The sequence below is a fragment of the Rathayibacter sp. VKM Ac-2929 genome, assembly GCF_022815495.1.
Lineage (GTDB): Bacteria > Actinomycetota > Actinomycetes > Actinomycetales > Microbacteriaceae > Rathayibacter > Rathayibacter festucae.
Window position 1 is genome coordinate 40624 of the sequence record NZ_JALGRV010000010.1, and the last position, 15468, is coordinate 56091.

Genomic DNA, 15468 nt, shown 5'->3' on the forward strand with positions numbered 1-15468 from the left:
ATCCACCGCTCCCCATCTGCAATAATCTGCGCATGGATGCAGAGAGTAGCTGCGGACGACACGTGAACAGCCCGTACGTCGAACTCGCGGTCGAGGTCTTCTCGATGCTGGCCGATGCGACGCGGGTGCGGATCGTGCTCGCCCTGTCCGACGGCGAGCTCGCGGTGAACGACCTGGCCGAGCGGGTCGGGAAGTCGCCCCCGTCGGTGTCGCAGCATCTCGCGAAGCTGCGGCTGGCACGGGTGGTCTCGACCCGTCAGGAGGGGACGCGCGTGTTCTACCGCCTCACGAACGAGCACGCCCGGCAGCTCGTCGCCGACGCGATCTTCCAGGCCGAGCACCAGCTCGGCGGCACTCCCGCCCACCACCACGGGGAGGCGGCCGATGCGGACCGCACTGCGTAGCCGGGGAGTGCAAGCGGCGCTGCTCTCCGCGGTCCTTTTCGGCGCCGGAACGCCCGCGGCCAAGCTCCTGCTCGACTCCGTCAGCCCCTGGCTGCTCGCCGGGCTCCTCTACTGCGGCTCCGGGATCGGGCTCGGCCTCCTACGCCTGGTCCGCCGCTCCCCGCGCGTGCGCCTCGAGCGCGGCGAGTACGCACCGCTCGGCGGCGCGATCCTCTTCGGCGGAATCCTCGGCCCGGTCCTGCTGCTCGTCGGCCTGGTGAACACGCCCGCCTCGGGAGCGTCGCTGCTGCTGAACGCGGAGGGAGTTGCGACCGCGCTGCTGGCCTGGTTCGTGTTCCGCGAGAATGTCGACCGGCGCATCGCGCTGGGCATGCTCGCGATCGTCGCGGGCGCCGTCGTGCTCACCGTTCCGGCGGGGATCGAGTTCGGCAGCCCCTGGCCGGCGCTCGCGATCCTCGGCGCCTGCCTGTGCTGGGGCATCGACAACAACCTCACTCGGAAGGTCGCCCTCACTGACGCGACCTGGCTCGCCGCGGTCAAGGGTGGCGTCGCCGGTCCGGTGAACCTCGTCCTCGCCTTCGCGCTCGGGGCGCAGCTGCCCGCCCTCGGCAACATCGCGGCCGCGATGACCGTCGGCTTCTTCGCCTACGGGGTGAGCCTCGTGCTCTTCATCGTCGCCCTCCGGCACGTGGGCACCGCCAGGGCGGGCGCCTACTACTCGGTCGCCCCGTTCTTCGGCGCCGTCCTCGCCGTCGTCCTCGGCGAGCCGGTGACCGCGCCCCTCCTCGTCGCCACCGCGCTGATGGCAGTCGGGATCGGGCTGCACCTCACCGAGCGCCACGAGCACGAGCACACCCACGAGCCGATCGGCCACGACCACTGGCACACCCACGACGACCGGGACGAGCACCACCGGCACGAGCACGACGAACCCGTCCCCGCCGGCACCCGGCACCGGCACCCGCACACCCACGACGCGATCACGCACAGCCACGAGCACTACCCGGACAGCCACCACCGCCACGAGCACTGACAGGATCCACCAACCGACGCCTACCGCACGGGCCCGCTCACTTCGCCCGGCGGCGATTCTGCGGGGCGACCAGGTGCGAGCCGCGGAATGAGTCGAACGAACACGACCATGCCGACGAGTTCCACCAGGGTCTGGGTGACAACGACGACCGGAGCGAGCGCGAGCGATGCGGGCAGCGCGAGCGCGAGCGGCAGGACGACGAGGGAGTTGCGGGTCGCGCCGCTGAACACGAGCGCCCGGGTCGCGGAGTACTCGAGGCGGAAGAGTCGCGCAACGCCCAGACCGGCGGCGGCCATGACGAGGAGGAAGCCGGCGTAGATGGGGACGAGGACGAGCAGCTGTCCGGCGGCCGCGCCGACGGCGCCGGCCTGGGAGGCGACGACGACGAACAGGGTCGCCATCATCAGCGGCACCATCAGGCCGAGCATCGTGGACTCGATGACCCGGCCCGCCCGGCGTCGACGGCCGAGGGCCTGCACGAGAGCGGCCGCGGTGAGCGGCACGACGATCAGCAGCAGGAACGCGCGCGCGAACGGGCCGACCTCGACCACGGCGATGCCTTCCGGTCCGAGGAAGAGCAGCAGGTACAGCGGCAGGAGCAGGATCTGCGCGAGCATCAGCAGCGGTGCCGCGGCGAGCAGCCGGTCGGAAGCACCGCCGGCGAGGCCGGCGAAGACGATCACGTAGTCGATGCACGGCGTCAGCAGCACCAGCAGCACCCCGAACAGCAGCGCCGGAGTGTCCGCCACGAACCGAGACAGGCCATAGGCGACGACGGGGACGACGACGAAGTTCAGGACCCCGACCGCCGCGAGGAAGCGGCCGTCGCGCAGTGACCGGCCGATCGCCGCGAACGGGACGCCCAGGAACGTGGCGAACAGCAGCAGCGCGAGCACCGGCTCGATCGCGACCTCCAGATAGTGCGCCGCGGGCAGCAACAGCCCGAGCGCAGCTCCAGCGGCGATCGCGGCGAGATAGAGCGGGATCTGGCGGTGCTCGAGCCAGGCGACGAGCGCGCTCACGACAGCACACCGGGAAGAAGGAAGGGCACGGGGTGCAACGGTAAACGTTCGAGCCGGTTGAAGGTCAAGTGGGGGTTCGCGCCGTAGGGTCGGCGTGTGCGGATCTCGGATGTCAGCAAGCGCAGCGGCGTCTCCGCGACGGCGCTGCGGTACTACGAGTCCATCGGACTCATCACCCCGGGCCGCAGCGGCAACGGGTACCGCGACTACGACGCGGACGTGCTGGCACGCCTGGACCTCATCGAGTCCAGCAAGGAGCTCGGCCTGCCGCTCGAGGACATCGGCCGGCACCTGCGCGCCCTTGAAACCACCTCCTGCACCGACGTCCGCGACGCGCTCCGCCCGCTCCTCGCGGAACGGGTGCGGCAGCTGGACGAGAAACGCGCACGACTGGACGAGCTGCGCTCTCGCCTCGACCGCGCCGACCACGACCTCGCCGCCTGCCCCGACCGGGACGAGCTCTGCTCGACCGAGTGCATCTTCCGCACCCGCGGACAACACCAGTGACGACAGATCGATCGGGTGCCCTCCGTGCACCCCGAGCATCGGTGCTCCCGCGACGTGCTCGCGTCTGCGAGCCGTTCGCAGCGGCTCATCGGCGTTGTTCTGCCGCTGGTGGTGGCGGAGGTCGCTGACATGATGACCGGATGCTGATCGCTTACGTGGACGAGTCCTACACCCAGGACTTCTACTTCATCGGCGCTGCCGTGACCACGCAGGAGAAGTGGGAGCAGCTCGAGCACGGCTACGCCGCTCTCCGGGAGCAGATCGCCGCGGACCACGGGGTGCCAGCCGACGTCGAGTTCCACGGGCATGAGCTGATGGGCGGCGCCGGCGAGTGGGCTCCCCTGCGCGGGAAGCATCGCGAGGCCGCCGGCATCTACGCGGCCGCGCTGCGCATCGCGCAGGAGGCCGAGGTCCGTTACCTGTTCCGCGGTGTAGACGTGAAGCGCCTGAACGCCCGGTACCGGTACCCGGAGCAGCCGCACAAGGTCGTCTTGCAGCACCTGCTCGAGCGGGTGAACGAGTACCGCCGCTACGTCTTCTCTTCCGACACAGAGGAGGTGATCGTCGTCGCTGACGAGATCGCGACGCAGGAAGAGCACCGGCGGCAGTTCGAGAGCTACCAGCTGCTGGGAACGCCGGGCTACCGGCCGAGCAAGCTCGACCTGATTTCCTCCCCGATCCAGTTCGCGTCCTCGAGGAACGCTGCCGGGTTGCAGGCGGTGGACCTCGCGGTCTATCTGCATCGGCGTCGGCAGACGGTGGCGGAGTCGCACCCGAAGTCCGTGGCGACGATGGTGCGGTTGAGCGGACTGGTCGCCGCGTCGACGTCGCATGACTGGATCTGGACGCCTTAAAAACGAAGACCCCGCTAGGCGGGGTCTTCGGCTGGCAACGTTCCGGGAACCGGCCCGTTGTGAGGATCACGATACACGCGGATCCTGGGCGAGTCACGGCGTCACGGTCGCCTTCGCTCGATGAGGATCGTGTCGCGCCAGCGGCCGGCCGCAGGCCCGTATGTCATCTGCGCGATGCGCTCCCGGATGCCCACGCGCCGGAATCCCGCGCGGTCGTGGAGGGCGAGACTGGCGGTGTTCTCGGGGAAGATGCTCGACTGGATCGTCCACAGGTCCGCGTCGTCCGCTGCGGCGATGAGCGCGGCGAGCAGCGTCGATCCGACGCCGCGGCCGCGTGCGGCGGCGGCGATGTAGACGGAGTGCTCGACCACGCCCCGGTAGACGGGCCGGGTCGAGACCTTCGACAACGCAGCCCAACCGAGGATCTGTTCTCCGTCGACGGCGACCAGGCGCCCGACGTCGAGCTTCCCTCCATCGAACGCCTCCCACGTGGGCGGTTCGGCCTCGAAGGTGGCGTGTCCGGTCGTGATCCCGTCGCTGTAGATCGTCTCGACCGCCGGCCAGTCCTCGGGGGTCATCGGCCGGATGCTGGTCATGAGCAGCAGCTCCCTCCGGCGGATCCGATGTCGGTGGAGCAGACGCCGGTCTCGGGGAGCACGAGCTGCACGCGCCGGGCGGCGGCGTGATCGCCGGCGAGCTCGTCCGCGATGGAGCGGACCTGCTCGTAGCCGGTGACGAGCAGGAAGGTCGGCGCCCTGCCGTACGACTTCATCCCCGCGATGAAGAAGTTCGGCTCGGGGTGGGCGAGTTCCGCGACGCCGTGGGGGTCGACGGTGCCGCAGGAGTGCAGGTTCGGGTCGATGAGCGAGGCGAGTGCGCGCGGCGCTTCCACGATCTCGTCCAGGGAGACGCGGATCTCGCGCAGCATGTCGAGGTCGGGCCGGAACCCGGTGGCCTGCACCACGACATCGACTTCCACGCTCTCGCGCTCCTTCCGGCGCCGCCCCATCACCGTGACGCCGCCGGAGGGTGCCTTCTCGAGGCGGTCGATTTCGAAGCGGTCCAGGAGAGTGATCGCACCGTCACGGACGAGCTGGTGCACGGTGCCGCCGAGCTTGCCGCGCTCCTCCAACTCGTCGTCGCCCGATCCGAAGACGCGCAGCGGACTGGTGCCGCGGATCGCCCAGGTGATCTGCGTCTCCGGCTCCTCGCGGGCGAGACGGGCGAGCTTGATCAGAGTGTTCGCGGCGGAGTGGCCGGCGCCGACGACGAGGATCCGCTTCCCGGCGAACCGGGAACGGTCGACGCCGAGCACGTCCGGCAGCGCGTGACTGAGGTGCTCCGCGACATCAAGGACACCGATTGGGTCCAGACCCGCGGAAGCGAGCGCGTTGGGGGTCGAGTAGGTGCCGGAAGTATCGATCACCGCGCGCGCGGTGACGTCGACGGCGCCCTCCGGCGTGTCCAGACGCAGCAGGAACGGAGTGGCGGCGCGGCCCACGGAACGGGTGCGGTCCATGCCCTCGCGGGTCACGGCCAGCACGCGGGAGCGGTAGCGGATGACCGGGGCGAGCTGCGGGGTCGCGGCGAGGGGTGCGAGGTAGTCGCGAACGAACTCGTGCCCGGTGGGCAGCTTCTTCGCCGCGGGCGCCTCCCAGCCTGCGGCGTCTAGGAGGCGCCCGGCGGCGGAATCGACCAGATACTCCCACGGGGAGAACAGGCGGGTGTGACCCCACTGCTGCACCGCAGCTCCGGCGCTCCCGCCGGCCTCGTAGACCACGACGTCGAGGCCGCGCTCGAGTAGCTGCGCGGCAGCGGCCAGGCCAACGGGGCCGGCGCCGATAACGGCGACGGGCAGGCCCGTGAGGCGGCGCTCGTCGGTGCGGGGCGGGACGGTCAGCAGCATCGTCATGGTGGTTTTCCTCAGTGGTGCGGGTTAGGCAGTGACGGCGTCGTCGAGGACGGCGGTGGTGGCCTGGGCGAGGGAGGCGAGGCCGTGGGCGGCGAGGTAGTGCTCGGCGTCGGCGGCGGCGGAGCAGCCGGTGCCGGCGGCGGTGATCGCCTGGCGGTAGCGGTGGTCCACGAGATCTCCCGCGGCGAAGACGCCGCGGAGGTTGGTCTCGGTAGTAGGGGAGGCGACGCGGACGTAGTTCTCGTCGTCGGCGTCGACCTGGCCGAGGACGAGCTCGGAGCGGGGGTCGTGGCCGATGGCGATGAACAGACCCGTAGCTGCGAGTTCGGACTCCTGGCCGGTGACGGTGTCGCGCAGGCGCAGCGTCGTGAGCTTCTCGTCGCCGAGCGCCTCGGTGACTTCGGTATTCCACAGGACGCGGATCTTCGGATCGGCCAGGGCGCGGTCCTGCATGATCTTCGACGCGCGCAGGAAGTCGCGGCGGTGGATGAGGGTCACGGAGGCTGCGAAGCGGGTGAGGAACATGGCCTCCTCGAGGGCGGAGTCGCCGCCGCCGACGACGGCGATGTCCTGGCCCTTGAAGAAGAACCCGTCGCAGGTGGCGCACCAGGACACTCCGTGTCCGGTGAGGCGCTGCTCGCCGGGGACGCCGAGCTTGCGGTAGGCGGAGCCCATCGCGAGGACAACGGCGTTCGCGCGGTAGGTGCCGCCGTAGCCGGTGGTGACCGTCTTCACATCACCGGTGAGCTCGAGCGCGGTGGCGTCGTCGTAGACGATGCGAGCGCCGAAGCGCTCGGCCTGGGCGCGCATGTTCTCCATCAGGTCCGGGCCCATGATGCCGGTGGGGAAGCCGGGGAAGTTCTCGACCTCGGTGGTGTTCACCAGGGCGCCGCCTGCTTCGACGGCGCTGGTGAGGACGATCGGGTCAAGGCCTGCGCGGGCGAGGTAGATGGCGGCGGTGTAGCCGGCGGGGCCGGATCCGACGACGACGACGTTCTCGATGGTGTCGCTGTCCGTGCCGGTCATGCGGGGACTCCTGTCGTCTCGACGCCGAGGGTGGCCAGCATGGCCTCGACGCGGGTCTTGATCTGGTCGCGGATGACGCGGACCTCCTCGATCGGGAGGCTGGCCGGGTCGGTGAGGTCCCAGTCCTGGTAGGTCTTGCCCGGGTAGATCGGGCACGCGTCGCCGCAGCCCATCGTGACCACGACATCGGCCGCCTGGACTACGTCGTCGGTGAGTGGCTTGGGGAACGCGTCGGTCACGTCCAGCCCGATCTCCTCGATCGCGGCGACGACCGCCGGGTTCAGGGCCGCGGCAGGCATGGAGCCTGCGGAGCGCACGTGCACGCGGCCGCCGGAGAGCGCGTCGGTGAGGACCGCGGCCATCTGGGAGCGGCCGGCGTTCTGCTCGCAGATGAACAGCACCTCCGGCACCTCCCGCGCGATCGCGCCCTTCGCTTGGGCGAGAGCGGTGAGGCGGTCGGTGGCGAAGCGGACGGCCTGGCTCGCCAGGTGGGCTTTGACCTTCGAGGTGCGCAGCAGCCCGGTGTAGGACTCGAGGACGTACCGCTCGACGGTCTCGGCGGCGAAGACGCCGTGGAACTTCTCGCTGAGCTCCTCGGCGAGGCGAGCGAGGTAGCCCTCAGGGTAGACGAGGCCCGGCATGGCGCGGCGGGTGCTGACGTCGCTCATCGTCAGACCTTCGCGGGCAGCAGCTCGGCCAGCAGTGCCTGCACGCGAGCCTTGATGTCGTCGCGGATCGGGCGGACCTCCTCGAGCGGCTTGCCCTTGGGGTCGGTGAGGGCCCAGTCCTCGTAGCGCTTGCCGGGGAAGATGGGGCAGACGTCGCCGCAGCCCATCGTGATCACGGCGTCCGACTCGCGCACCTGCTCGGTGGTCATCAGCGTGGGCACGGCCTGCGAGATGTCGATGCCCTCCTCCGCCATCGCGGCGATCGCCATCGGGTTGATCTGATCTCCCGGCTCGGATCCGCCGGAGAGGACCTCGACGGCGCCGTTCGAGAGGGCGCGCATGTAGCCGGCGGCCATCTGCGAGCGTCCCGCGTTGTGGATGCAGACGAACAGGACGGTGGGCTTCTCGGTCATGGTGCTCTCCGGTCGGGGTGGGGTGGAGGGAAAGGATGGCATTGACGCCGATCGATATCAGTGTGACGGCATGCATCGACGTGCGTCAATGTCGGTACCGGATGTTCACTCGAGGATCGTGAGCCACGCGGCGAGGGCGAGCAGCGTGATCAGGAGGACGGGGATGGTCAGGACGATGCCGGTGCGGAAGTAGCGGGCCCAGCCGATGTGGATGCCCTTGCGGTCCAGGACGTGCAGCCAGAGCAGCGTGGCGAGGCTGCCGATCGGGGTGATCTTGGGGCCGAGGTCGGAGCCGATGACGTTCGCGTAGATCATCGTCTCCTGCGTCAGTCCGGTCGCTCCGGCGGCGGAGATGGCGAGAGCCGCGATGAGCACGGTGGGCATGTTGTTCATCAGAGAGGCGAGGACCGCGATCACGGTGCCCACGCCGAGTGCGGTGATGACGGTCCCGCGGTCGCCGAAGAACGAGAAGACCCCGGCGAGCTCGTCGGTCAGGCCCTGGTTGCGCAGGCCATAGACGACCATGTACATGCCGATGCTGAACAGCACGATCTGCCAGGGAGCGTCACGAATCACCTTCAGGACCGGGATGCGCCGGCGCACGGGCTGCTCGCCCGCGTCGAGGGCACTGCCGGACCCGGGCCGGCCTGCGGCGACGAGCTCGCGCTCCTCGGCACGCACGCGGGCGAAGAGGAACGCCGGCTGCCGAGCGGCGACAGCGACGAGGGCGACGGCGCCGATCCCCGCGACGACGGAGAGCGGCACGTGCAGCGGGTCGGCGGCGAAGTAGCCGATGAGCAGGAAGGCCAGGACGATCCAGCCGGTGCGGAACACGAGCGGGTCGCTGATCGCGGAGGCAGGACGGGCGAGCGCGTCGACGTCGTAGCGCTTCGGGATGGAGCGGCCGAAGTAGGCGAAGAGCACACCGAGGCTCGCGAGGACGGCGACGGCGCCGACAGGGACCATGACGAGGGCGTAGCGGGCGAAGTCGATGTCGAAGAAGTCGGCCGAGACGATGTTGACGAGGTTCGACACCACCAGCGGGAGGCTGCCGGCATCGGCGATGAAGCCGGTGGCGAGGATGAAGCCGAGGGACGCCTTCGCGGAGAAATTCAGCGCGCGGAGCATCTGGATGACGATCGGCGTGAGGATCAGCGCCGCCCCGTCGTTCGCGAATACCGCCGCGATCACTGCCCCCAGCAGCACGATCAGCACGAACAGCAGTCGCCCGCGTCCCCGGCCCCAGCGCGCGACGTGCAGCGCGGCCCACTCGAAGAATCCGGACTCGTCCAGGATCAGCGAGATCAGCACGATCGCCACGAAGGCGAGGGTGGCGTTCCAGACGATTCCGACCACGGTCGGGACGTCGGAGAGCTGAACGACTGTGGTGACCAGCGCGATCACCGCACCGCCGAGGGCGCTGTAGCCGATCCCGAGTCCCTTCGGTTGCCAGATGACCAGCGTCAGGGTCACCAGGAAGATGGCGATGGCGAGCACGGTCATGCTGGAGAGCTCCTCGGGAAGGCATCGATGATGATCGATGAAGACCCTACATCGATCCTCATCGATGCCTGGACGAGTGCCGCAGTCCATCGATGCCGGTCGATCCGCGTGGCACACTGAGGGTATGGCTGTTCTCGAGATGCTTCCGCTGGCGGACGTGACCGCGTGCTGCGCACCGCTCACCCGCGAGGCGATGGATGCCGAGAACGCCGAGAAGCTCGCCCGCTCCCTCCGCGCGATCGCCGACCCGGCGCGACTGCGGCTGATCTCGATGGTCGCCGCGCACGCCGACGCCGAGGCGTGCGTCTGCGACCTGACCGAACCGCTCGGTCTCTCCCAGCCGACCGTCTCGCACCACCTGAAGGTCCTCGTCGACGCCGGGATCCTCAGCCGCGACAAGCGCGGCACCTGGGCCTACTACCGCCTGGTGCCCGGCGCGCTCGACTCCCTCGCACAGCTCCTCGTCACCGTCTGACCGAGCCGGCTGAACAGCCGAGACCATGCGACTCCGATAGATCGACGCGTGTCGATGTGGCGACACGTGCGTGTCACTTCCTGTTCATCGACGGGCGTCAGTGTTCGGTCGTTGTTCTCGGACCGAAGGAGCAGGATGCATCTCGTCGCCATCGGCGGCAGCGACGCGGGGATCTCCGCCGCGCTGCGCGCCCGCGAGCTCGACCCGTCCGTCGACGTGACCGTCGTCGTCGCCGACTCGTACCCGAACTTCTCCATCTGCGGGATCCCGTACTACTTCTCCCGCGAGGTCCAGCCGTGGCAGTCGCTCGCGCACCGCACCCACGCCGATCTCGAAGCCACCGGCATGGCGCTGCGCCTGGACACATTCGCGACCGATATCGACGTCGCCGGGCAGCAGCTCACCGTCCGCACCCCCGACGGCTCGCTCGATCGGATCGGCTACGACGAGCTGATCGTCGGCACCGGCGCCCTCGCGTCCTCCGCCGGCATTGCCGGACTGGACAAGCTGGGGCCGAAGGACGGCGTGCACGTGCTGCACTCGATGGGCGACACCTTCGCCCTCGAGCGCTACCTCGACAGCCGCGACCCGCAGACCGCGATCATCGTCGGCGCCGGCTACGTCGGCCTCGAGATGGCCGAAGCCCTCACCATTCGAGGCCTGCGCGTGACCCAGTTGCAGCGCGGCCCGGAAGTGCTCTCCACCCTCGACCCCGAACTCGGCGCCCTCGTCCACACCGAACTGACTGAGCGCGGCGTCGAGGTGCTCACGCACACCACCGTCGCCTCGATCGAGAAGACCGCGACCGGCCTCTCCGTGCACGCCGACCACGACGGCGCACCCCTCACTCGGACCGCCGACGTCGTCCTCCTGGTGGTCGGCGTGAAGCCGAACACCGATCTGCTCGCCCGCGCCGGAGCGTCCCTCGGCGCAGGCCGCGCCGTCGTCGTGGACGAGGCGATGCGCACCGGCCTCCCGCACGTGTTCGCCGCGGGCGACGGAGTGACCACCCACCACCGCCTGCTCGGCACCACTTACCTGCCGCTCGGCACCACCGCGCACAAGCAGGGCCGGGTGGCCGGCGAGAACGCTCTCGGCGGCACCGCCCGGTTCGCCGGCTCCGTCGGCACGCAGGTCGTGAAGGTGTTCGACCTCGTCGCCTCCCGCACCGGCCTGCGCGAGCACGAGGCTCTCGCCGCCGGGTACGTCCCGGCGACGACGACCGCGGTCGCAGACGACCACAAGCGGTACTACCCGGGCGCACAGCCGATCACGATCCGCATCACCGGCGACACGCGCGATGGGCGCCTGCTCGGCGCGCAGCTCGTCGGCCGCCTGGGCACCGAGACGGCCAAGCGCGTCGATACCTACGCGACCGCCCTGTTCGCGGGGCTCACCGTCGAGCAGGTCTCGGACCTCGACCTCTCCTACACGCCTCCGCTCGGCTCCCCGTGGGACGCCGTGCAAATCGCCACCCAGACCTGGACCCGTACGACCACCGGAAGCAGCATCCCCGCATGACTCAGAAGCCCACCGTCCTCTTCCTCTGCCAGCACAACGCCGGCCGCTCCCAACTCGGCGCAGGCCTGCTCGAAGTCCTCGCCAGCGACCGCTACATCGCCACCTCCGCCGGCCTCTCCCCCGCCGAAACGGTGAACCCCGCGATCGCTGCGACCGTCGCTGAGCTCGGCCTCGATATCAGCGACCGCACCCCCCGCGCCGTCACGGTCGAGGACCTCGAGAACGCGGACATCGTCGTCGCGATGAAGCCCGGCCTCACCCTGCCCGCAACTCCGACCGGCCGGTTCCTGGAATGGAAGTTCCCCGACCCGACCGACTGGAGCGCCGAGAACGTCCGCCCCCTCCGCGAGGCCGTCGCCGCTCGGATTCAGGCCGAACTCCTCGACTAGGCGCGACACGAAGCGGCGTCAGGACGCCGCCACAGAACGCCGGAACTCACAGACGAAAGCGCGAATGTGGATGTTCGGCGTCGCCCGCAACACGCCCTCGAACCATCGTCACGGTCAGGCGCGCCACCGCCTCCTCAGCGAGAAGCTCGCGCAAGACCTCGCCGTCACTCCGGCGCCGGTCGACTCGGATACGGCCCTCGCGATCAGGGAGGCGATGGATCGCACCCGGACGAGCTGGCCGAGCTGGTCCGGCTCGTGCACTGGGACGGCTTCTCGATCACTGAGGCCGCGACGCTGATGAAAGTGCCGGCGCCGACTGCACGCGCCCGTTACGGGCGTGCTCGACTGCTGCTGAGGACCGAGCTGACGGAACAACCGGGCGGGGTACGAGAGGTTCAATAGCAGCGCCCAGACGCCTACTAGCCGTTCGGGGATGGTAGCGGTGGCCGCCAGAATGAGATGCCGGGTGAACCCTCGGTGCGGGTCGAGCCGGGTGCGCGGGCTGCGTATTCGTCATGGCCGACCATGACGTCAGATCCTTTGCCGGCGAGGCGGACGAGGCCTCGTCGGCGCAGGTGCGTCTTGCGCAGGAACCAGTCGACGTCGGTTGCGGCGTGGCGGGCGCCGACGCGAGCCAGGGCGTCCGCTGCGTCGAGGACGGCGTTGCCGACGGCGACGACGTTCTCGATCGTGGTGGCGAGGGGGCCTTCTTCGAGAGTTCCGACGAGGCTGGGGAGCATCCACCCGCGACTGTGGGTGGCGCCGGAGCCGATGTTGTAGGACCAGGCCGAGAACGGCATGTACCGCTGGTAGGCGGCGGTGGCGTTGAAACGGACGTTCTCGGTCTCGCCATCAAGGCTGAGGGAGGCGGTGTAGGGGGTGCGCCGTCCGGGGATGCGCTCGATGCCGTTATCGGCGAACCAGCCGTGCAGGGTAGCGATGTTCGCAAGTATTTCGGGCTCTTTGTCCGCGCCGTCCGGTCCGAAAGCGCGGGCTGTTTCCAGGTTCCCCTCGATGGTGGCGAGCTGGAAGACGGCCATGCGCAGCAGTGTGCGGGCCGGTGGAACGTCGGGGTCGAGAAGGTAGCAGAGCCGCATGACACCTTCTCCGAGCGACCGGGAGAGCACATAGGGGCTGACTACGCTTCGGCCGCTGGCTTCGAGGAGGATCGCGATGGACTCGGCCATATCCGCGGCGGCGCGCAACAGCCGTTCGGATTCACCGATGCTCTTCTTGAAAACGCCGGAGTAGAACGGCCCGTAGTGGTGCTCGTGAACCCACGCGTCGAAAACGGTGATTCCGGCGTCAGGGAGGCGCTGCGCGGCGGCGGTGAGGATCTGGTCCAGCAGCGTGTCCACGTCGGCGAGGGTCGACCTGACCAGGCGGGCGACGTAGCGCCCGGGGTCCACTGTTCTCGGTCGAGCCACGGCAGCAGTCAGAGCCTTTCGGTACCGGTCGCCGCGAGTAACGCCAAGCGGCGGGCCTCAGTGGCACAGCTGCCACGAAGCACCGTTCCAGCAATAGGGGTGAGGTCGCCACGTTCGGCGCTGGCGGCGAGGTCGTCGTAGTCAGCCATCTTGCTCTCCTTCGTGCGCGCCGCGCTCCTGCGCTCACCCTCGAGCGCATTCGACAGGCCGTCGGTGCCAACCACAACAGCATCTTGCTCTACCCGGACGGCTCTCTACCCCGAGCGTGTTCCACGACATTCTCTGCCGGAACCTGCCGATCAGCTGTCTGGCCTGAGAGCGGCGGGGTACTGGGACCGTGACGCGCGCGATGCTGACGAAGAGCGCGATGCGCCGGCAGCCGGCCCCGGCGGGGCGTGATTCGCACTCGCGCCGAGGACGGCTGGCGGTCCCTCGGCCAACCGGGGCGAATGGCGGGGTCCGCCACAGCGGAGCAGGGGCATTCAGCCGCTCGACGCCGCAAGGATCAGCGTAAGACGAGCGATGCGTTCGGAGCAGTGCGTGAGGTCAGGGCGCGCTTTGCACGCCTCGTACAGTCAGAAACCAGGCGGTATCGCGATCAGCGTCGGAGATGGTGACTCCGACGAGGTTGATCGGATCCGTGCCGAGCGACGCCGAGTCGATTTCGTGCGTGCCGTCGCCGCAGGTGATAGTCCTGATTGTGGTCTCGGTTGTCGTGGCGGTTCCGGTTGTCGAGGCGGAATCAAGTGCCAACTCGAGGTCGCCGTCTCCGAAGCAGTCGAAGGTGACCGCCGTCGGCAGCTGCTGTTGGTCGAACTTAGACTCCATCCGGTCGCTCTCTCGCCCTATGCTCGCGTCGGAGGACAACACGGCGAGGAACGGGCCGTCGGCATCGATTTCAGCCTGGCGATCTGACCGCCACTGCGCGATCTGCGCAGGATCGACGGGGTCCGGCGCGCATGCGGTCAGAGTGCCGAGAACGGCGAAAGCGGCCGCGAGCGCAACGGGACGACGACTCATTCCCACACCTTAGGTCCGTCTAGCCATTGCTAGGGAGTTGCACCCCGAGAGATTTCATCGCTAGAACCCTGTGCCCGCGTAGGTGGACACGAGTAGGTCGCATTTGATGAGGTCTCGTCGGAGCAGAATTCAGGCATGGGAAAAGCGAGTAGACGAAAGAGCGATGTCGACCGTGCAGCGAAGGTGGCACAGCGTCTAGAGCAGACGCGGTTCTGGCATGAGCAGCGCGCCAATGATGGGAGCCTGCCGAAGGAGCAGCGCCTCGACCATCTCTTGAACGCCGGCATGCCGGATGACCGACCTGTCCTCGAGGAGGTTCGCGAGGTTGGCCGCCGGCTGCTCGACCTGGGCTGGACGGTGAGCGACGTCGGGGACGTGATCGCCTGGGAAGCTCCGGTACACGAGGATGATCTTGATCTCCTCGACGCAGAACCGGGCGCCGACGACCTCTCCGCCGCGGTCGAGGTCGATCTTGTTGGATCGGGTCAGCTCTACACGCTGGCTCTACCTCGGTACAGGTCAACCGACATCGCAACCGCTCAGCGGTACTTCACTGACGTGGACGCACTGATCACCGCGAGTAGCGCAGCCAGCTCGCTGCGCCCCGGCGACGACCTTTCCCCCTTCTGGCCTGCGTTCCCCGCAGCTCTCACCAGGGCCGAGGCGGAACAGGTCGAACGCGACCGTTTGATCACTGAGGCTAGAGGAACCGCTGATCCTCAGCGTTGAGAGTCGTCCTCCTGCTTGCTGTAACGATGGAGGATCTCGTCGTACATCTCGTCGTCGATCAGGCCTTCCGTCATGGCCCTTCCGATTTCAGAGAACTCGCCTTCGTCGGCAGTGGTCCAGTCGTATCCGTCGCTGACGGACCCTGACCGGTAGGGCCACCGCCCGAGCTCTTCAATCGCCTGTTCTCTGGTCAACGCACCTGTGGCGAAGAGGTGGGCGATGTCGAACGGTGATGCGCCCGAGAAGCTGTCCATGCTGGTGTCCTCTATGCGTGACGCTGGACAGCGCTGTTGGCGTCGAGTCGCCGTTCGGCCTCCGCGGCATCGTCTACGAGGGCGAGTAGCTCGCGTCTGAACGAGGGTCGCGGCGTGGTCATCGGTTGGTCCTATCGGTGGGTCTGGTGAGCCGGGATCGCGTGGACACGTTCAGGTGTCGGTGCCAGGGTGGCCTCATGGTCAAGCCTCGCACTCCCCTGGCTCGAGCTGCGTTGATCAGCAACGGCATGGTCTGGTTCGGGCTGTCGCTGATGCTCTTCGCGATCGCTGGCGAGCAGACGTACGCCGCG

The 15468-nt window shown here is 68.9% G+C and carries 19 protein-coding genes; 8 read left to right on the top strand and 11 right to left on the bottom strand.

Features of this window, described 5'->3' with window-relative positions:
• The first annotated feature begins 32 nt into the window (after positions 1-32).
• Positions 33-404: a metalloregulator ArsR/SmtB family transcription factor gene (locus MT355_RS20875; protein ID WP_243601014.1), complete on the top strand. Its 372-nt coding sequence runs from the start codon at positions 33-35 to the stop codon at positions 402-404.
• Positions 385-1437: a DMT family transporter gene (locus MT355_RS20880; RefSeq protein WP_243601015.1), complete on the top strand. Its 1053-nt coding sequence runs from the start codon at positions 385-387 to the stop codon at positions 1435-1437. Before MT355_RS20875 ends, MT355_RS20880 begins: the two co-directional genes overlap by 20 nt.
• Positions 1438-1457: 20 nt before the next feature.
• Here the strand turns inward: MT355_RS20880 and MT355_RS20885 are convergent, their stop codons facing one another.
• Complete coding sequence (locus MT355_RS20885; protein WP_243601016.1) at positions 1458-2459, bottom strand: bile acid:sodium symporter; 1002 nt, start codon at positions 2457-2459, stop codon at positions 1458-1460.
• Positions 2460-2555: 96 nt separating this feature from the next.
• Between MT355_RS20885 and MT355_RS20890 the strand changes: the two genes are divergently transcribed.
• Positions 2556-2966 (top strand): MerR family transcriptional regulator, encoded by a 411-nt coding sequence (locus tag MT355_RS20890; protein ID WP_159987020.1) that lies wholly within the window; start codon positions 2556-2558, stop codon positions 2964-2966.
• 140 nt (positions 2967-3106) lie between these two features.
• On the top strand, positions 3107-3820 hold the full coding sequence (locus tag MT355_RS20895) for a DUF3800 domain-containing protein (protein ID WP_243601017.1): 714 nt from the start codon (positions 3107-3109) through the stop codon (positions 3818-3820).
• A gap of 101 nt (positions 3821-3921) precedes the next feature.
• Here the strand turns inward: MT355_RS20895 and MT355_RS20900 are convergent, their stop codons facing one another.
• The 6 genes from MT355_RS20900 to MT355_RS20925 form a co-directional block, all read right to left on the bottom strand.
• The gene (locus MT355_RS20900; RefSeq protein WP_104277741.1) at positions 3922-4416 is read right to left on the bottom strand and encodes a GNAT family N-acetyltransferase; all 495 of its coding nucleotides are present in this window, start codon (positions 4414-4416) and stop codon (positions 3922-3924) included.
• Positions 4413-5732 (bottom strand): FAD-dependent oxidoreductase, encoded by a 1320-nt coding sequence (locus MT355_RS20905; RefSeq protein ID WP_243601018.1) that lies wholly within the window; start codon positions 5730-5732, stop codon positions 4413-4415. Before MT355_RS20905 ends, MT355_RS20900 begins: the two co-directional genes overlap by 4 nt.
• Positions 5733-5756: 24 nt before the next feature.
• The gene (gene trxB, locus MT355_RS20910; protein WP_243601019.1) at positions 5757-6758 is read right to left on the bottom strand and encodes a thioredoxin-disulfide reductase; all 1002 of its coding nucleotides are present in this window, start codon (positions 6756-6758) and stop codon (positions 5757-5759) included.
• A complete protein-coding gene (locus MT355_RS20915; RefSeq protein WP_243601020.1) occupies positions 6755-7426 on the bottom strand; it encodes an arsenate reductase ArsC in 672 nt (223 codons plus the stop codon). The genes trxB and MT355_RS20915 overlap by 4 nt, the downstream gene beginning before the upstream one ends.
• Positions 7427-7428: 2 nt before the next feature.
• Positions 7429-7839: an arsenate reductase ArsC gene (locus MT355_RS20920; RefSeq protein ID WP_133963542.1), complete on the bottom strand. Its 411-nt coding sequence runs from the start codon at positions 7837-7839 to the stop codon at positions 7429-7431.
• Between the two features lie 105 nt (positions 7840-7944).
• Entirely contained in the window at positions 7945-9342 is a 1398-nt protein-coding gene (locus tag MT355_RS20925; protein ID WP_243601021.1) for an arsenic transporter, read from the bottom strand.
• Positions 9343-9466: 124 nt separating this feature from the next.
• On the opposite strand from MT355_RS20925, the gene MT355_RS20930 reads away from it, so the two are divergent.
• From MT355_RS20930 to MT355_RS20940, 3 genes are all read left to right on the top strand, one after another.
• Complete coding sequence (locus MT355_RS20930) at positions 9467-9817, top strand: metalloregulator ArsR/SmtB family transcription factor (protein WP_159987014.1); 351 nt, start codon at positions 9467-9469, stop codon at positions 9815-9817.
• Positions 9818-9952: 135 nt separating this feature from the next.
• The gene (locus MT355_RS20935) at positions 9953-11338 is read left to right on the top strand and encodes an FAD-dependent oxidoreductase (protein ID WP_243601022.1); all 1386 of its coding nucleotides are present in this window, start codon (positions 9953-9955) and stop codon (positions 11336-11338) included.
• Positions 11335-11727: a low molecular weight phosphatase family protein gene (locus MT355_RS20940; RefSeq protein ID WP_243601023.1), complete on the top strand. Its 393-nt coding sequence runs from the start codon at positions 11335-11337 to the stop codon at positions 11725-11727. Before MT355_RS20935 ends, MT355_RS20940 begins: the two co-directional genes overlap by 4 nt.
• 419 nt (positions 11728-12146) lie before the next feature.
• Here MT355_RS20940 and MT355_RS20945 read toward each other — a convergent pair whose 3' ends face one another.
• The 3 genes from MT355_RS20945 to MT355_RS20955 all read right to left on the bottom strand — a co-directional run bounded on the left by MT355_RS20945 (position 12147) and on the right by MT355_RS20955 (position 14174).
• Positions 12147-13085: a hypothetical protein gene (locus MT355_RS20945; RefSeq protein WP_243601024.1), complete on the bottom strand. Its 939-nt coding sequence runs from the start codon at positions 13083-13085 to the stop codon at positions 12147-12149.
• 77 nt (positions 13086-13162) lie between these two features.
• Positions 13163-13303 carry a hypothetical protein gene (locus MT355_RS20950; protein ID WP_243601025.1) on the bottom strand — a complete coding sequence of 47 codons (141 nt, stop codon included), beginning with the start codon at positions 13301-13303 and terminating at the stop codon, positions 13163-13165.
• A gap of 397 nt (positions 13304-13700) precedes the next feature.
• Entirely contained in the window at positions 13701-14174 is a 474-nt protein-coding gene (locus tag MT355_RS20955) for a hypothetical protein (protein WP_243601026.1), read from the bottom strand.
• 135 nt (positions 14175-14309) lie between these two features.
• Between MT355_RS20955 and MT355_RS20960 the strand changes: the two genes are divergently transcribed.
• Positions 14310-14903 carry a hypothetical protein gene (locus MT355_RS20960; protein WP_243601027.1) on the top strand — a complete coding sequence of 198 codons (594 nt, stop codon included), beginning with the start codon at positions 14310-14312 and terminating at the stop codon, positions 14901-14903.
• Here MT355_RS20960 and MT355_RS20965 read toward each other — a convergent pair.
• Positions 14894-15157, bottom strand: a complete 264-nt coding sequence (locus MT355_RS20965; protein ID WP_243601028.1) for a hypothetical protein — start codon at positions 15155-15157, stop codon at positions 14894-14896. The genes MT355_RS20960 and MT355_RS20965 overlap by 10 nt on opposite strands.
• Positions 15158-15468 lie beyond the last annotated feature (311 nt).